Raw genomic sequence first — 17,993 nt, forward strand, 5'->3', positions numbered from 1 at the left:
ACTCCCCCAAACCCAAATGAGCGAACTCAGCTAACCGGAGGCCGCCAAGCTGTGCTTGGGCCACCACCCCATTATTTTTTTGTAGAGACTAAACATTTAGGAGACTTATGGCTAAAGTCGTTGGAATTGACCTCGGAACAACGAACTCTTGTGTTGCGGTCATGGAAGGGGGGAAACCCACCGTTATCGCGAACGCCGAAGGGTTTCGCACCACCCCATCCGTTGTGGCCTATGCGAAAAATGGCGATCGCCTCGTGGGTCAGATCGCCAAACGCCAAGCGGTGATGAACCCCACCAACACCTTCTACTCGGTCAAACGCTTCATCGGTCGCCGTCATGACGAAGTGACCCACGAAACCAGCGAGGTTCCCTACAGCGTCCTCAACGTCAACGGTAGCGTCAAGCTCGACTGTTCCCAAGCCGGCAAGCAATTCGCCCCGGAAGAAATCTCCGCCCAAGTGCTGCGGAAACTGGCCGAAGATGCCAGCAAATACCTCGGGGAAACGGTCACCCAAGCCGTCATCACCGTTCCCGCCTACTTTAACGACTCCCAACGTCAAGCCACCAAAGACGCCGGGAAAATCGCAGGCTTAGAAGTTCTACGGATTATCAACGAACCGACGGCCGCCTCCCTAGCCTACGGACTCGACAAAAAAAGTAATGAAACCATCCTCGTCTTCGACCTCGGTGGCGGAACCTTCGACGTCTCCATCCTAGAAGTTGGCGACGGTGTCTTTGAAGTCATGGCAACCTCTGGGGATACTCACCTGGGTGGGGATGACTTCGACAAACAAATCGTCGATTACATCGCCGCTGAATTTGAAAAATCCGAAGGCATCGACCTGCGCAAAGATAAACAAGCCCTACAACGGCTGACGGAAGCAGCAGAAAAAGCCAAAATCGAACTCTCCAGCGTCAGCCAGGCGGAAATCAACCTCCCCTTCATCACCGCCACCCAGGATGGCCCCAAACACGTCGATATGACCCTAACCCGGGCCAAGTTTGAGGAAATTTGCGCTGACCTCATCGACCGCTGCCGCATCCCCGTGGAGAACGCCATCAAGGATGCCAAACTCAGCAAAACCGATATCAACGAGGTCGTCCTCGTCGGTGGCTCAACCCGGATTCCGGCCATTCAACAGTTGGTTGAGAAAGTTCTCGGCAAAGCCCCCAACCAAAGCGTCAACCCCGATGAAGTGGTCGCCACGGGTGCCGCCATTCAAGGTGGGGTCTTAGCTGGGGAAGTCAAAGATATCCTGCTATTGGATGTCACCCCCCTCTCCCTGGGTGTGGAAACCCTCGGTGGCGTGATGACCAAACTCATCCCCCGCAACACCACCATTCCCACCAAAAAATCCGAGACCTTCTCCACCGCTGTGGATGGACAAACCAACGTGGAAATCCATGTCCTGCAAGGGGAACGGGAATTTTCCAAAGATAACAAGAGCTTGGGAACCTTCCGCCTCGATGGCATTCCTCCCGCACCTCGGGGCGTGCCTCAAATCGAAGTCACCTTCGACATTGATGCTAACGGGATTCTCAACGTCACAGCTAAAGACAAAGGCTCGGGTAAAGAGCAGTCTATCAGCATCACCGGTGCGTCGACTCTCTCCGACAGCGAAGTCGACAGCATGGTCAAAGATGCCGAAGCCAATGCGGAAGAAGACCGTCAACGTCGCGAACGCATCGACAAGAAAAACCAAGCCGACACCTTGGCCTATCAAGCTGAGAAGCAAATCGAAGACCTCGGTGATAAGGTTCCCGCTGATGACAAGGCCAAAATTGAAGGTCTGATTGCGGAACTCAAGGAAGCCTTGGCTCAAGATGACGATGCTGCCATTGAGTCGAAAATGGAAGAGTTGCAACAAGCTCTCTATGCCGTTAGCACCAATCTCTATCAACAAGCCGGTGGAGATGCTGCCGGTGCCGCCGGTGCTGCTCCTGGAGCCGGTGCGCCTCCTGAGTCTGGGAATGATGGTGGCGATGATGTCATCGATGCTGAGTTCTCGGAAACGGACAATAAATAGTCAACGGCTCAGAGTTGACAGTTGACGGCTCACCGTTGACAGTAATTAAGGGTGATCCAGTAGGGTCACCCGTTTTTGTGGACCGTCGACGGGACGGCTTCGACGGTAGTGGATTGGTTGTTTACGGTCTAACGGTAATGCGAATTTTAGTGATTGGTGGAACCCGGTTTATTGGGGTGTATCTGACTCGGGAATTGGTTGAGGCGGGTCATGAGGTGGTCTTGTTTAATCGGGGCAATCATCCCGCTCCCGTCGAGGGTGTGGCTCAGATTACGGGCGATCGCACCGATGAGGCTCAATTGCAAGCAGGCCTGGCGGGAGAGTCGTTTGATGCCATTTTCGATAATACCGGGCGCAAGCTCGGCGATACTCAGCCCCTGGCGGACTTGTTTAAGGGCAAGCTGAAGCATTTTGTCTATGTCAGTTCGGCGGGAGTCTATCAGCCGTCAGACCAAATGCCACACTGCGAAGGGGATGCGTTAGATCCTCAGAGTCGTCATCGGGGCAAGTTTGAGGCGGAGGATTATCTGCTCAAGCAGGGATTCCCCATGACCTCAGTGCGGCCCACCTATATCTATGGCCCCGGTAACTATAACCCCATTGAGGCTTGGTTCTTTGACCGTCTGGTGCGCGATCGCCCCATCCCCATTCCCGGTTCTGGCTTACAAATTACCCAATTGGGCCATTGTGGGGATTTAGCTAAGGCCATGGTGGCGATTTTGGGCAATCAGAATGCTGTGGGGGAAGTCTATAACATTTCCGGCGATCGCTATGTCACCTTTGATGGCTTGGCCCGGGCCTGTGCGATCGCCGTCGGGAAAGACCCAGCGCAAGTGCAGCTAGTCCACTATGATCCCAAAGCCCTCGACCTGGGTAAACGGAAAGCCTTCCCGTTGCGATCGCAGCATTTCTTCTGTAGCATCGGCAAAGCCCTCTCAGAACTGGACTGGGAACCGGAGTTTGATCTAATCTCCGGCTTGCAAGACTCCTACGAGCATGACTATCTAGCCGGCCAACAGCATCAGGCCGAGGTAGACTTTTCCCTCGATGACCAGATTCTCGCAACAGTCTAACCCTCCCTTGGCAAGCAGGTTTTCGCGAATTAGCTCCAGTTGACCTGGGCTCACATCAGCTTTTTTTCTAAAAATGCTTGCCAAAGCCCAAATTTCCATGCTACGATGGTAAATCGTTAAGGACGCATAGCTCAGTTGGTTAGAGCACCACGTTGACATCGTGGGGGTCACTGGTTCGAGTCCAGTTGTGTCCATTCTCTAAAACCTCAAATCACCCTTCATGGCACCTGTAACCCCTAGCTCTCAAAACGGCTAGGGTTTAGTGTTAGCGGCAATATGAATCACCTCAATCACCGCCGGGAGGCCAGAACTCTCCGAAAGGGACTCAGGGTCAGTCAGACAGGGAAAGACCTGCAACGGGGTTCCCTCGGCCGTTAGGACTTGGTTAGCCAGGGCCGTCGTTTCAGCATTGAGGGTAATAATGGGCAGGCGAACCAAACTGGGGTGATCCTGAAATTGACTTAAAACCGCCTGGCATTCTGCCTCCGTCCCACCGATATCCAGTAACACCACATCCGGCTTCCAGACTTTACCCAATAGGCCCGCTTGGTCGAGGTCATCCACTTCAATCACCCGGTAATGATGCTGATGAAACAGACGTTCTAAGGGTGGACTCATGGAAATCTCATCTTGATGGGGTGAGACAACCCATAAGAGGGTTAGAGGACGAGTCACCGGACTCACGGGACGGTGATGGGTTAACAGACCTGTCAGGACCCCTTGCAGTTGACTGCGATCGACGGGGAGGGAGAGGCAATCCACGACCATCTCAAAACCCCGTTGGGCGATCGCCTCTGGGGTGGACTCATCGTTGAGCAAAACCACCGGCAGTCCTTGAGTTTCCCCATCCGCCTTCAACAAGGTTAAGACATCCCAGCCCGAGAGAATCGGTAAGCGGGGATTGAGGAAAATCACACAGGGATGTAACTGTCGCGTCTTGGCAAGGGCTTCGGGCCCGGAACGGGCTAAAAATACCCGATACCCCGCTTCACTTAGATAATGGCCCAGTGAGTCTACCCGTTGACTATCGCGATCGACCACCAAGGCAAAACGGACTTGAGCCTCTTTAGCCCAAGCATTAAAGGTCGTGTTAGTTTCCGGAGGCAGACTATCCTCCTCATAGGCAGGACTCGGCAGCAGTAGGGTAAATTGGCTTCCCCCTTGTTCTTGAGACGTAAAACTGATTTCTCCCCCATGAAGTCGGGCCAGCCGCTGGGCTAAGACTAATCCTAACCCGGTCGCTGGGTTGGGAGTGGGGGCAGGGGGAGGGGAACCCAGGGAGGTAGTACTGGGAGTGGCAGTGAAGGGCTCGCTGTGGTGCGTTAAGGAGGAAGATGAGGTCAGGGGATAGCCCTGGAAAATCCAAGGTTGAACCGCAGGATTGATGCCAGACCCAGTATCCCAAATAATAAAGGCCAACCAATGGTGCCAACGTTCAACCCGCAGCCCCACGGTTCCGGTTTCTGGGGTGGTGCTGACGGCGTTGAGCAGTAAATGGACCAGAATTTGACAGAAGCGAGTTCGATCGGCTAGGACTGTATCCGCTTCAGGGGCAATGTCGAGATTCAGTTGAGGGAGGGGAGCGTGATCTCGCAATTTACGGAGTTGCTCATAGGCGGTCTGGCTACAGGTTTGGACGGAGAGGGGTTGTAGATCTAAACTGAGTTCGTCATTTTCCAGTTGGGCTAAATCACAGAGATCATTTACAACGGTCATCATTTGACGACTGCTCTGTTGAATTAAACGAGCATAGTTAGCTTGGCGGGGGTTGAGGCGTCCGAGGGTGGGGTTTTGCAGGAGATTGGATAAGCCGAGGAGGGCGGTGAGGGGGGTTTTGAGCTCATGACCCACCCAAGAGAGGAGTTCACTTTTTTGTCGATCCATTTGCATCAGATCGGCATTTTTAGCGGTGAGTTCCTGGGTGGGTTCTGGGCTGGAGGGGATATCTTGGGCGAGTAATAGCCATAGGCCTGGAGAGAGATGATGCTCCCTGAGGTGGGGGATGAGGTGGCTGACAGAGATGGCGGTGAGTTGCCAATGGGGACGCGGCCGATGGGGGTCTTGGGAAAATTTGCCCAGATGATAGGGGGAGTTGCCTGGGGGGCGATCGCGCAAATCACAGGCTTGGGTTAGGGCTTGGCTGTCGCACAACTGCCCCTGCCAGGCCCGCCAGTGGGGGGTTTCATGAATCACCTGATTGTCGCTGTCTTGTAGCCGCAGGGGGAGAGGGATGAGGTCGAGTAGATGGGTTAAAACCTCGACACTGGGCAGGCAGGCGTCCGGGGGACGGCGATCGCTCTGGGGGGCCAGGAGTTCCGCCTCTAGGCGATCGCCATCTAAGACCCCTAAAATCGTCCCCGAACTATCTAAAATCACCACCTCGGGCTGAGGTCCCTCCGTCTCGCCCCTGAATAGCTTGAGGCGAGACAGGGTATCTAAGGGGAGGCGAGAACAGAGGCGATCGCCCAAACGCCGAATTGAGAGCAATTCAATCGGGGCGATCGCTCCCTGAAAGGTTAGCAGGGGTTTTCTCCAAACCTGAGGATCACGAAGATACCCCAACAGATGACGGGTCGCGATGACCCCCAGGGGGCTGTGATCGTCATCAATCAGCAGGATGCGATCGCTCTGTTGCACTTCATCCAGCACCACCTCTAAACAGTCGAGACCATAACAGATGGGAACCGGCAACAGGAAGGGTTGGAGATCAAGACAATCCATGGCTTATCAAGCAGACGAGTGGACTGCCCTCAACAGGCAATCGATGAGTCATCAAATGGCGCCATTTTCGGAATTGCTGCCACCTAAACATGAAAAAAGCTTCTGTGACTCATTATGCCTTGTTCCCTGGCTCCTCTCACAACTCTCCCCCAACCTCCCACTGGGAGCGTTCCCTCAACGGCCCTGAGATTTTTAGGCCGTTGAGTTGGAAGGAATAGACATTCCGAGTTATGATTGCAACAACCCTCAACAAAATTAAGCAAAATTTAATTTTCTAGTCACAAATCGTAACTTGACAAACTACCAACTCTGAGTATAAACCCCGCTGTCGCCAAATCCCTGTGCTACCTCAACTGTCAATCTGCACCCTAATCCAGAACCAAACCTTACGAGAGACCGTACAGCAGACCCTCAATCGGGCCCGTTGTACCGTGGTGCATTGCAGCAGCGCCCAGGAGTTTCTCGACCAGGCCCAGGCTCAAAAGCACCAGATTGACTGTGCCATTCTCGAAGAACAAGCCGGATTAACAGACTTAAGCCAACAGCTTCAGGACGCAGGAGTGCTTTTACCCCTTGTGATCATGAGCGAGATCGGGGATGACCGGAACCCGGATAAAAACATCGGGCCACCTACCCCCTCTAATCCCCCCCTCTATCATGCCGCCGAAGTCTGGTTTGTGGTCAAGCCATCTGACGACACCATTGCTGAGGGGATTCAGACCGCCATTGAGCAATTTTTAGATCTGTCTAACGACCCGAATTTTCCTCAGCGGAAACGCTTGAATCCCGAGGTCGCCGGTCACGCCAAAGAGTTTTTGATGAAAAAGCAACGGCGGCTCACCGATAAACTGCGAGAACGTCTGGGATACTTAGGCGTGTACTATAAACGAAACCCCGAACTCTTCTTACGAAATCTACCCCAGGATGAACAGCAAGCTCTACTGCAAGACCTGCAAAAGCTGTATCGAGAGATTGTCCTAGACTACTTCTCCAATGACGTGAATATCAACCCAATCTTAGATGAATTAGTGAATATTGCTTTTTTTCTGATATTTCTGTTGCCCATATTGTCGAGATTCATATGGAGTTAATGGATGAATTTTCCAAACAACTCAAGTTGGAGGGAAGGAGTGAAGAAATCCTGCTAGACTATCGATTGACTCTAATTGATACCATCGCCCACCTGTGCGAGATGTATCGTCGTTCCATTCCCAGGGAATTATGACGCCTCCCAAAAAAACCTACGTCTTAAAACTCTACGTTGCCGGAAACACAGCCAACTCGGTACGGGCGCTCAAAACCCTAAATGACCTTCTCGAACGAGAATTTCAGGGCGTCTATGCCCTTAAGGTCATTGACGTGCTCAAAAATCCGCAACTGGCAGAGGAAGATAAAATTTTAGCCACACCGACCCTGGCCAAGATTCTGCCTCCCCCTGTCCGTAAAATTATCGGCGACCTCTCAGATCGGGAGAAAGTGCTGATTGGCCTAGACTTACTCTACGAGGAATTGTACGATCGCGACCCTCAGATGCCAGAGTAGTCTGGCAACGGTTTACACTAAGACACTCAACTCCCGTACCTGTACGTTAACGCCATAGCCGTTCAAAATCACCATGGACAGTCACGCCGAACAGGAAAATCCCCGTAACCTGCAAGGGGTTCATAAAATCCGAACCATGATTGAGGGGTTCGATGACATCAGCCACGGAGGACTCCCGGCCGGTCGCACCACCCTCGTCAGTGGAACCTCAGGAACGGGGAAAACCCTCTTCACCGTTCAGTTTCTCTACAATGGCATCACCTATTTCAATGAGCCAGGAGTCTTCGTCACCTTTGAAGAATCCCCGGCGGACCTAATCAAAAACGCTCAAAGTTTTGGTTGGGATCTCCAAGGACTCGTGGATGAGGGAAAACTCTTTATTCTCGATGCTTCTCCCGACCCGGAAGGCCAGGATGTCGTCGGGAACTTTGACCTGTCCGCCTTAATTGAGCGCATCCAATACGGTATCCGCAAATATAAAGCTAAACGGGTCTCCATCGATTCCGTGACCGCCGTTTTTCAACAATATGACGCGGCCCCTGTGGTGCGGCGCGAGATTTTTCGCCTCGTGGCCCGACTCAAGCAACTCAACGCCACCACCGTCATGACCACGGAACGCCTAGAAGAATATGGTGCGGTGGCTCGCTTTGGGGTGGAAGAGTTCGTCTCCGATAACGTCGTCATCGTTCGTAATGTCTTGGAAGGGGAACGGCGGCGGCGAACCATTGAAATCCTCAAACTGCGGGGAACCACTCATATGAAGGGAGAATATCCCTTCACCATGACCAATAACGGGATTAATATCTTCCCCCTCGGGGCCATGCGTCTCACTCAGCGGTCGTCCAACGTGCGAGTCTCCTCGGGGGTCAAAACCCTGGACGAAATGTGTGGCGGTGGTTTCTTCAAAGACTCGATTATCCTGGCGACCGGGGCCACCGGAACCGGTAAAACCCTCTTGGTGAGCAAGTTTACCGAAGAAGGCTGTCTTAAAGGGGAGCGGGCCATTCTCTTTGCTTATGAAGAGTCCCGGGCCCAATTACTGCGTAATGCCTATTCCTGGGGGATTGACTTCGAGGAAATGGAACGGCGAGGCTTGATGAAAATTCTCTGCGCCTATCCTGAATCGGCCGGCTTAGAAGACCATCTGCAAATCATTAAAACTGAGATTGTGGACTTCAAACCCTCCCGGATTGCCATTGACTCCCTCTCGGCCTTGGCCCGAGGGGTTAGTAACAACGCCTTCCGCCAGTTTGTGATTGGGGTAACAGGATACGCCAAACAGGAAGAAATTACCGGCTTCTTCACCAACACCACAGACCAATTTATGGGGTCTCATTCCATCACGGACTCTCATATTTCCACGATTACTGACACCATTTTGATGTTGCAGTATGTGGAAATTCGCGGTCAAATGTCTCGGGCCCTAAACGTCTTCAAAATGAGAGGCTCTTGGCATGACACGGGGATTCGAGAATATACCATCAGTGCCAATGGTCCCGAGATTAAGGGGTCATTCCGTGAGTATGAAGGGATTATCAGTGGCTCTCCCTCCCGAGTCTCGGTCAACGAGAAATCCGAACTCTCCCGGATTATGCGTGGGGTTCAAGACTCGAATGATAGTGACTCATAAGAGTTCAATGACCCCCACCTGGCATCTGCCGAGGTGGGGGAGTGACCGGAGATAACCCGGTCGTAGCTGCGAATCGGCCATTGAGGTGCATACGGCAACACATCCGGTTGCTTCTCTAAACCGGACTATCTGTAAGGCCCTGGAATCTCAGGGAGTGGGGTTAACCCAGACACACCGTATGTACTGGCTTAAGAGACCTGTAGTTTGGGAATTATCTTCCATGCAACGTATTCCTGTCCAAAACCCTGATGGGACTCCCGCCATGCCCACCAAGCGCTGTCGGGCGCAGCGATGGGTAGAGCAAGGCCGAGCCACATGGGTGAAGACTAATCTGCGCCTTAAGGCAGTGCGCTTAAAAGCCGAACCATCGGGTCGTAATACCCAACCCATTGTGGTTGGAGTAGACCCCGGCAAACTCTATTCAGGGATTGCCGTTCAATCGGCTAAAGCGACCTTATTCCAGTCCCACCTGGAACTCCCCTATCTCAGGGTACGGGAGCGGATGGATAATCGTAGAAGGCTTCGGCGTTCTCGCCGTAGTCGGCGAATCAATCGAGAACGACCTTTCCAATTACGGAATCATCGCCAAAAACGATTTAACAACCGTAGACAGAAGAAAGTCGCCCCCAGCATCCGAGCCAACCGAGACCTAGAGTTTCGGGTCGTGAGGGAGCTATCCCGACTGTTCCCCATTGCCGCCATTGGCTATGAGAAAGTCCGCGCCGACGTGGATTTGACCTCAGGTCGAAAAGGGGCAAAATCCGGTAAAGGCTTCTCACCGGTCATGGTGGGGCAAGCCTACGCCCTTGAGCACATGGAGCAGATTGCCCCAGTTTATACTCGCTACGGGTGGCAGCGAGATGGCAATGGCACGGCTCAAGTTCGCTCGATGTTGGGATTAAGGAAATCTCAGGATAAAGCCAGGCCAATCCCCCAAACCCATGCTGTCGATGGTCTTGCCTTAGCTTGTGGATACTTCGTTCAGTATCGCCCTTTCTACCGACAACGGAGTCAGGGTTGTCTGGTATTTGGCCAGGTTAAGCTCACATCTGCCCCATTTGTGGTGATTAAACGGCCACCCATCAGTCGTCGGCAACTGCACCTGATGGTTCCGAAAAAGAAGGGGGTACGCCGCAAATATGGTGGCACAGTGACCCGCCACGGATTCCGAAAAGGGGATTTGGTACGGGCTGAGAAGGCGGGTCGTGTCTCGGTTGGCTATGTCAGCGGGGATACCGCCCGGCAGGTTTCTGTTTCTGGTCCGACCTGGAAGCGTATTGGCCAGTTTAGTGCTGGCAAGGTTAAATTACTCTATCGCGCCACGGGCATTTTAGTCAGTTGCCCGCAGAGATGGTCAGTCAGTGGGGCATTGAACCCCACCGCCTGACACTTGTTTCCTCCCCCACCTGTGGTGCGAGGTGGGGGTTTCCACAAGGAATTTTTGATGAGCCAGAGGGGGCCGATGGCGATCGCCCCCGGCCCAAACTCCCGAAAGCAACCGGCTCACCGGCCGGTTGAGGGAGGGGTTACGAGCGGCGATTGCTTGGGGGAAGGCGACGTTCTGGGGGAACGACCGGGCCCGATGAAGCGGGGATGGGTTCACGGGTTAAGACAAAATTACGGATTAACCGTGCGATCGCCCGTTGGGCTAAACTACTGACAATTTCCTGCCCCATTTGTTGGGTTTCCGGTTTCGCCACTAAGCCGGGAACCAGACGCACTAACTTCATCGGGTCAAACCCTGGGGTATCCTGGAGAATTGCCCAAATGCGTTTGATATGCTCCAGATTTTGCCGATCCTGTTCCGACATCGGCTGGGGGTTCAGACGGTTAGGCGCGGCTAGTCCCTTACCATTCTTACCATTGCTTAACCCCAACCATTCACTCAGAGCGGCATTGGTATTCTGAACCGCATCTTGAGAGAGAAGATCGACATTTTTAACAATCTCATTGACCAGGCGATCGCGGATAAATTCCCCCCGTTCTGAAAATAGGAAATCCAGGGCTTGATTGAGGGCATTCGCCAAATCATAATCCTCACTGCCCTTAGCATTTTTCAGCAGATTTTCCAAACGATTCCAACGGAAGCGATCGTCCTTAAACAACAGCTCCCGTAGGGAGTTTCGCAACTGCGGTGACGGGTCTGTGAGCAGCCGCTTCGCCACATAGGGATAGGCTTTACTCAAGACCTTAAACTCCGGGTCAACGTTAATAGCAATCCCTTCTAGAGTCACCAACGAGCGAATAATCAGGGCATAATAGGCCGGAACCTTAAAGGGATATTCATACATCAACTCCGAGAGTTGGTCCGTAATGCTTTTGAAGTTGAGTTCCGCCACACTGGCCCCGAGGGCATCATTAAACACCGAGGCCAAGGCTGGAATAATCGGCGTTAAGTCCGTATCCTCCGAGAGAAATTCCAGCTTCACATAATCATGAGCTAAGCCTTCAAAGTCGCGGTTGACCAAATGCACCACCGCCTCAATTAAGCCATAGCGTTGATAGGATTTGACCTCGCTCATCATGCCGAAGTCCAAATAGGCTAACTTGCCATCTTCCATGGCCAATAAGTTGCCCGGATGGGGGTCGGCGTGGAAAAAGCCATGTTCTAACAATTGTCGTAGAGAACATTGTACCCCCACTTCAATCAGATAGCGGGCATCAATCCCCTGTTGGGCGATCGCCTCTAAATTGGTGAGTTTCGTTCCCGAGATCCACTCCATCGTCAAGACACGGCGACGGGTATAGTCTTCATAGATTTTGGGAACATAGATATCTCGCAGATGGCCATACAGATGAGCAAACCGTTCGGCATTCTCCGCTTCATGGCTATAGTCCATCTCCTCGAAAATACGAGCCGCAAACTCATCGAGAATCGCCACCAAGTCACTGCGTAGGCGTTTCACCCGAGCCTGAATCCAGATGGCCAGACTACGCAACAGATAAATATCCAGAGCCACTCGTTCCAGCAAATCTGGGCGTTGGACCTTAACCGCCACCAACTCCCCAGTTTTCAATTTCCCCTTATACACCTGTCCCAGAGAGGCCGCCGCCACTGGGTTCTCGGAGAGTTCAGCGTAAATTTTATCGGGGGGAGCGCCTAGTTCTTCCTCAATGAAGCGGAACGCCACCTCATTGGGGAAAGGGGGGAGTTGATCCTGGAGTTGGCTGAGTTCTTCGAGATAGAGAGGCGGGACTAAATCTGGACGAGTCGATAGGGCCTGACCAATTTTGATATACGCCGGTCCCAACTTCGTGAGAATCTCCCGCATTTTGACCGCTCGCCGCCGCTGATTTTTGGCAACCGAACCCGTTTGACGATCCCACCAGAGACTCAGGAAAAAGCGCAGAAAGGGGTAAACACTATCAAATAGCCGTCCAGCAACATGCCAAAACCGGCCCCGATAGCGGTTGGCCACCATCTCGGGGTCGTAGCGAAGTCCTTTACCATCATCATCAAAATCTCCCTCTAGGACAGGGTCCTGGAGATTGAGATCCTCTGATAGATCGGGAGTGCTTTGAGGAGGGGAAACGGTTTTGACATCCATAGGTTGCCTTCTGTGTGAGAGTCCTTCACAGATTGTAACAATTTATGGAGGTGGGACAGCCAGCCAGAAAACCGTATTCGGGCAATCCGGGCCCGACTTAGTGGATGCGGATGCCCAGAAATACGTCATAGAGAAAGCTAAAAAAGCTTTTCCCCTCCCGGAAAATCCCCAAGGACTGGTCACAGCCTTTTTCATCTAGGAGCGGCTTGGTGGCGTAATAAGCCCCCTGATAGCTATACCAAGGCACAGAGGGCCAGAGGTGATGAATCAGGTGGTAGTTCTGCCCCAAAATCAGGATATTGAGCAGGGGACTGGGATACACTCGGGCATTAAGCCAGCGATCGCGCTCCTGAAAGGGACGATGGGGCAGATAGTCAAAGAATAAGCCCAAGGCTAACCCCACCACTAACGCCGCTGAGAACCAGTAGTTGAGGACATAGCCGACGACGCCGAAGTGAATGGACAGTCCCACCACCGCAATCAGGAATAAGCGGCTGAGGAACCATTCCATGAGTTCATTGTTGCGCCAGAGTCGGCGTTTAAAGAAGAAAATCTCATGATAGAAAAATCGCGCCGCAATCATCCACAGGGGCCCCCCAGTGGAAACAAAATGATCCGGGTCATTCTCCGGATCATTGACATTGGCATGATGCTGCATATGAACTCGTGTAAAGACCGGAAAGGCGAACCCCAGCATCAGGGCGCTACTATGGCCAAGGACGGCGTTAGCCAGTTTATTGCGGTGAGCTACATGATGAGAGGCATCATGAATCACCGTCCCGGCCATGTGAAGGGCGGTGACATTCATCAGGAAACAACACCAATGGGGAATCTCCCACATCCAATAGCCACACACCGACAGCACGACCAAGCCTGTTGCACCCAACATCAGCAACACCGTCGGATTGAAGATTCCAGCCGGTGGACCGAGAAATTCCTTGGGAACCGTCGTGATAGGCTTTGGATCTGAAGCAATTGCAGTCATATGCTTCTTGATAAATTATGATTGCGGAATGTTAACCTTCCGATGGTAACAGGGAAAGATGAATTTTTGTCAAGCAGGGCACAGTTATTGGGGAGATTGGCCGCACTGGCAACTTTTAGGGCGTCCCCTGCGTCTAAATTAAGTAGCATTCCGATGTTGCTGCGTGGTCTCCGCCCAACTTGGGGGAGTTGCCGGAATCCACGACAGGCGATGAGATTTTACGATTACATGACATTTAGCTCTGAACCACTATGTTACTGAACTCTCACTTGACGCACTCTCCCCGGTGGTTAGCCGTTGCCGGCGCACTGGGGTTAACGATCGCCATGGCCCCTGGGGCAGTAGCCCAACTCCCAGAAATCCCAGCCGAAGACACCAGCTCCACAGAATCCACAGATCCGGTGGCTGATGACGTACGTTTCTCTTGTCGCAACGTCAATGGCGAGTACACGGTGATGTACCATCCTGACGGTCAGGGAGGACAAGGTTATGCTTGGGCAACGCCAACAGCCCTAGGAGGCGGCTGGACCCCGGAACGTCGTTGTCAAGAAATTAGCCGTCGTCTGGAGTCCTATCGTCCCGATGGCTTATTGGAGTTGGGAACCAACGTGGAAAATGGCTATGACGTGGTCTGTGTGACCACTCAGGAAAATAGCAGTTGTCGTATTGTCCTGACGGTTCCCCCAGGACAAGATCCACGACAAACTCGGGATTTAGTGTTTGAAAACATTGTTCTGGCGGATTCGGGAACCTCCACAGATGGGGTGACGGCCTTAACCGGGAGCAGTGGGGTAGAAATTGTTGAGGGCCTGTTAGGCATCGAACTTCCTGAGGGTCTTGGGGGTCGTCGCTCATCTCCCAATCGCCGCAGTACCTCCTCGGATTGGATTGATTTGCGTCCTTTCTTAGCTCCCAACGATGGGGGAACCGGGGGACAACTGCAAAACTTCCGGGGTTCGTCTCCGAGTCCCTCCCCTGAAAATCCCCAACTAGACCCCAGTCGTTTTTAGGGGGTTAAGGGCAAGTTAAGGGCAAGGGTGGCTGAGATGGCCACCCTTTTTTTGGGCGTCGTTGACGGCCCAATCGGTCAAATTGACGGGTCAGGGGGAGGGGGTGATGGGGCAATGCTCAGGATATGTTCCGAAGAACTGATGACAGCTAAGGGCAGGTAATCACGACCATTCCATTCACCAAATAGGCTCAGGGGTTGGCCGCCACTAAGGGCCATCAGTTGCCAACCCTGTTCAAAGTCAGGAGAGAGGGGCAGGGTTTGACCGTTGCTGTCTCGCAGTTGGCGTCCGGCGTTGACAGGGAGGATGTGACTGAGGCTGAGGGGGATGCGATCGCACCAAGGATTCCGGGCCAGGGCCTGGGCATAGGCAGTGAGTCCCTGCTCAATGTAACGATAGCCTTGCAGGTGAATCTTGGGGGTGGGGATGGGTTGAGACTGTTTGAGCAGGGCCCGTTGCTGGAGGGCCCCATCATAGAAGACCAGTTCACCTCTCCAGCCACTACCAGGGGGTTTGTCCTCGGGGAGAGATTGACGATGGTGAACGTAGTCGAGCAGTAGGGCAAAGATTTGATGCTCTTGGCCCCAAAGCCAGGTGCGTTGTCGTTTGAGGGTCGTTGCGCCGGTACTTTCTCTGTCCCGGACCTGTCCGACCACAATCCAGAGATCCTCTAATCCAGGACGTTGCTGTAATTGGGCTTTTTTCTGAGTCTGTCCGAGTTGCGATCGCACCTCTTGGGCTAAACCATAGGGCAGTGAATTCAAGGTTTCATAGCCCTCAATCAGGAGCCACAGTTCCCCCAATTCCTCAAAGAAGCGGGGGGGACGGCCCTGCTGAGCCAAGGCCGCGAGCGATCGCAGTCGTCGGGCCAGTCCCGGGGCTTTGGCATCCATCATATGGGCCGTGATTAGGGCCCACTCCTCGGGACTCGGGGGGGTGGCCCAGCCCAGTTGTAGGCGATCGCACAACCACTGGCGCAGTTCTTCAATCCCCGATTGAACCGGATCGGGGGCAGCATCAGATGTAAAAGAGGACGAGACCATGGCTTAGGGGAGAGACAACATCGTCACCCATGGGTAGTTTTGAGAGGTTGGCTCAAAATTTGATCATTGACTTTTAAGTTTTGCGAAGCCCTAAATGCCGCAAAATTGCCATAATTCCTATTCTGTCTTGGGTTTTGTGGGATATTAAGCCAATTTGGGGACAAGGGTGATACTATCCCCTAACAAAAAAATCGTATTACATTAAGAAGTAGCCTCCCGACCACTAAATTGACAAGGGTTGAGACATAGCTCTGCTGTATCCCTGACCATACCAGTCCTTTCACCTCTATTGATGTCCTAAGGTTATGAGCGCTCCGCTATCTGACACCCATTCCCTCACCTGCCCGATTTGTCATCATCGCAATCGAGTCCCCCCTGGTAAACTCCTCAATGGACTGTATACCTGTCCCTCCTGCCAGACTCACCTGGTGGTCTGTTGGAGTGGCCATTATGTTCGAGATCCCCTATCGGCTCACGTTCCCCTAGTCAATCTCAATACGGGAGACGTTTTACGTCGCAAGAGTCGTCCCCTATCACGATTACTACGGGATGTAGGGGGCGTGAAGTGGATTGTGGTGTTAGGGGCGATCGCCTTAAGTCTCACCTTTGCTTCCCTCAACGTTTCGGAATCTTCAGAGTACCCGCTTAACTTTGACGAGTCTTTCCAGGAACCGGGAGGGTTGGGGCCGCAATAGTCCCTTTCCCAAGATGACAGGCTAATAACCAATCAACGGTGATGCCCACAAGGTCATCTGCCCCCAAGTTGAGCCTCTCAAAACTCTCATCATCTAGCAACAGACAGGTGGGGGTTTCCCGATGCCAATAGTCATGCAATTGCTCAGGGCTGGCACTAACAACAGGACGGTTGACATAAAAATCTAATGAGGGGCGGGTGTAGGGGTGAGAGGTATACACCGGTTGTCCCTGGGTGTTTTGTTGAATCATGGCTGCGACCGGTTTCACAGGATAGTCTTCATTGAGTTCCCAAACCCAGTCGAAGGATGAAAAGAAGAACATCAGCGTCAGAAACCAGCCCCAAATGAATACTGAGGGGAGATTGGCGTTGCGCCTGGCAATGAGGAGAGTACACAGACTCAGCGTGAGAGCGGCGGCTAGCACCGGTGGCAACAAATGCAGTATTTCCCGTTCTAGGAGTTCTGTTAGGGAATAGCCCACCAAGAGGGTTGCTGCCCAAGCCCCTAAGGCCATGACCAGGAAACACCAAAACCAAGGCTTGGGATAGCGGGGATGAGGATCACGGCTCGGTTGTCCCTGTCGTTCCAGGTAGTCCCAAATTTCCGCAAAGACCGGGCCCACGGCCAGGGCCAATAGGGGATATAGGGGCAGAATATACCAGGGAAGTTTCGTCCCCATCAGGGAAATAGCTCCGAAATAACTACCCCCAGCGACCAAAATCAGGCGGGCCCAACTCAAGGTTTGGTTGCGCCAGGTGAGTTTTAGGGCGGCGGGTAGGAAAATGAGGGTGGGAAAGCCATGTTTTAAGAGTTCTAACAGGTAATACCAGGGTGGCCCTGTGTTGCCCTCGACGGCCTCCCAAACTCGACTGGCAGATTGATTCAGTAAATTTTCTACCCAAAACTGCTCTCCGTAATAGGTCCACTGAGCCAAATACCAGGCTCCCAGGGGCAAGATTCCCAAACTAATCCCCAACCAAAACCAAGGGGTAGTTAGCAGGCGCGGGGTATCCCAAAGGAGAAAGCCCAAGGAAATGGCCCCAAAGAGAACCACTAACATCACCCCTTTGGTTAGGCCCACCAAGGTAGCTGCGATCCCCAGGCCCAGAGCATAACTGAGATTACGTCGGGTTCGTAGTAGACAGAGGAGCCAGAGCAGCCAAAAACAGAGAATGGCCCCTTCTAACATGGCTAAGCGTCCATGGCGCACTACCGGCATCCAGGTGAGGTATGCTAAGGCTGCCCAGACGGCTGGAGAGCGGTGGGGCCACAGTTCTCGCCCGACGAAATAGAGTAATGGCACGGATAGGGATGCCAAAATTGCCCCAGGAACTCGGGCTGAGATTTCGTCGGCACTGCCAAATAGGTGGTAACTTAGGGCGATTAGGCCATGAACGAGGGGGGGTTTATTGAGATATGGCTGACCATGAAGGGTGGGATGTAACCAGCTTTGGGGGTTCTCCCAAATTTCTCGCGCCACCTGGGCAACGATCCCTTCATCCCAATCTCGCAAGGCCACCAGGCCCAGGTTGGTCAGAAACAGGGTTAGGGCACTAATCAGTAAGGTCAGGGCGCAAAACCATTCTAGGTTGGAGCGACGGCGAACGTGCAGCAGGGGGTTCATGGGCCCGGATAAGGATGACAGCATGATGATGAGACGGACAACATTTTGTGACGAGGCGGCTGCGATGGCCAAACTTTCCTTTAGACTGAACTGAG

Annotated in this window: 12 protein-coding genes, 1 tRNA gene and 1 pseudogene; 9 read left to right on the forward strand and 5 right to left on the reverse strand. The window is 53.0% G+C overall.

From position 1 onward, the window contains the following. Positions 1-107 precede the first annotated feature (107 nt). The 3 genes from dnaK (at position 108) to NEA10_RS11760 (ending at position 3,294) form a co-directional block, all read left to right on the forward strand. Positions 108-2,027, forward strand: coding sequence for a molecular chaperone DnaK (gene dnaK / locus NEA10_RS11750; RefSeq protein ID WP_252660291.1), 1,920 nt, complete (start codon positions 108-110; stop codon positions 2,025-2,027). Positions 2,028-2,164: 137 nt separating this feature from the next. Further along, positions 2,165-3,100, forward strand: coding sequence for an NAD-dependent epimerase/dehydratase family protein (locus NEA10_RS11755; RefSeq protein WP_252660293.1), 936 nt, complete (start codon positions 2,165-2,167; stop codon positions 3,098-3,100). 120 nt (positions 3,101-3,220) lie between these two features. Further along, positions 3,221-3,294: transfer RNA gene (locus NEA10_RS11760), tRNA-Val, on the forward strand. A 58-nt stretch (positions 3,295-3,352) separates the two neighbouring features. Here the strand turns inward: NEA10_RS11760 and NEA10_RS11765 are convergent. Next, positions 3,353-5,821, reverse strand: coding sequence for an ATP-binding response regulator (locus NEA10_RS11765; RefSeq protein ID WP_252660295.1), 2,469 nt, complete (start codon positions 5,819-5,821; stop codon positions 3,353-3,355). Between the two features lie 341 nt (positions 5,822-6,162). Here NEA10_RS11765 and NEA10_RS21115 point away from each other — a divergent pair. The 4 genes and pseudogenes from NEA10_RS21115 to NEA10_RS11785 all read left to right on the forward strand — a co-directional run bounded on the left by NEA10_RS21115 (position 6,163) and on the right by NEA10_RS11785 (position 10,380). Continuing rightward, a pseudogene (locus tag NEA10_RS21115) lies at positions 6,163-7,046 on the forward strand (circadian clock protein KaiA). Next, on the forward strand, positions 7,043-7,363 hold the full coding sequence (kaiB, locus tag NEA10_RS11775; RefSeq protein WP_170188675.1) for a circadian clock protein KaiB: 321 nt from the start codon (positions 7,043-7,045) through the stop codon (positions 7,361-7,363). The pseudogene NEA10_RS21115 and the gene kaiB overlap by 4 nt, the downstream one beginning before the upstream one ends. 73 nt (positions 7,364-7,436) lie before the next feature. Continuing rightward, on the forward strand, positions 7,437-8,993 hold the full coding sequence (kaiC, locus tag NEA10_RS11780) for a circadian clock protein KaiC (protein ID WP_252660306.1): 1,557 nt from the start codon (positions 7,437-7,439) through the stop codon (positions 8,991-8,993). Positions 8,994-9,213: 220 nt separating this feature from the next. Further along, the gene (locus tag NEA10_RS11785; RefSeq protein ID WP_252660308.1) at positions 9,214-10,380 is read left to right on the forward strand and encodes an RRXRR domain-containing protein; all 1,167 of its coding nucleotides are present in this window, start codon (positions 9,214-9,216) and stop codon (positions 10,378-10,380) included. Positions 10,381-10,519: 139 nt separating this feature from the next. Here the strand turns inward: NEA10_RS11785 and NEA10_RS11790 are convergent, their stop codons facing one another. Both NEA10_RS11790 and crtR read right to left on the reverse strand, forming a co-directional pair. Beyond that, positions 10,520-12,541 carry an ABC1 kinase family protein gene (locus tag NEA10_RS11790; RefSeq protein WP_252660310.1) on the reverse strand — a complete coding sequence of 674 codons (2,022 nt, stop codon included), beginning with the start codon at positions 12,539-12,541 and terminating at the stop codon, positions 10,520-10,522. A gap of 97 nt (positions 12,542-12,638) precedes the next feature. Next, positions 12,639-13,526: a beta-carotene hydroxylase gene (gene crtR / locus NEA10_RS11795; protein WP_374111758.1), complete on the reverse strand. Its 888-nt coding sequence runs from the start codon at positions 13,524-13,526 to the stop codon at positions 12,639-12,641. A 251-nt stretch (positions 13,527-13,777) separates the two neighbouring features. Here crtR and NEA10_RS11800 point away from each other — a divergent pair, with 251 nt between their 5' ends. Then, complete coding sequence (locus tag NEA10_RS11800; protein WP_252660311.1) at positions 13,778-14,536, forward strand: COP23 domain-containing protein; 759 nt, start codon at positions 13,778-13,780, stop codon at positions 14,534-14,536. 77 nt (positions 14,537-14,613) lie between these two features. Here NEA10_RS11800 and NEA10_RS11805 read toward each other — a convergent pair whose 3' ends face one another. After that, positions 14,614-15,579: an SWIM zinc finger family protein gene (locus NEA10_RS11805; RefSeq protein WP_252660312.1), complete on the reverse strand. Its 966-nt coding sequence runs from the start codon at positions 15,577-15,579 to the stop codon at positions 14,614-14,616. Between the two features lie 305 nt (positions 15,580-15,884). Here NEA10_RS11805 and NEA10_RS11810 point away from each other — a divergent pair, with 305 nt between their 5' ends. Continuing rightward, complete coding sequence (locus NEA10_RS11810; protein ID WP_252660314.1) at positions 15,885-16,274, forward strand: hypothetical protein; 390 nt, start codon at positions 15,885-15,887, stop codon at positions 16,272-16,274. Here the strand turns inward: NEA10_RS11810 and NEA10_RS11815 are convergent. Then, complete coding sequence (locus NEA10_RS11815) at positions 16,225-17,922, reverse strand: ArnT family glycosyltransferase (RefSeq protein ID WP_252660317.1); 1,698 nt, start codon at positions 17,920-17,922, stop codon at positions 16,225-16,227. The genes NEA10_RS11810 and NEA10_RS11815 overlap by 50 nt on opposite strands. Positions 17,923-17,993: the final 71 nt, after the last annotated feature.

It is taken from the genome of Phormidium yuhuli AB48, assembly GCF_023983615.1.
Lineage (GTDB): Bacteria > Cyanobacteriota > Cyanobacteriia > Cyanobacteriales > Geitlerinemataceae > Sodalinema > Sodalinema yuhuli.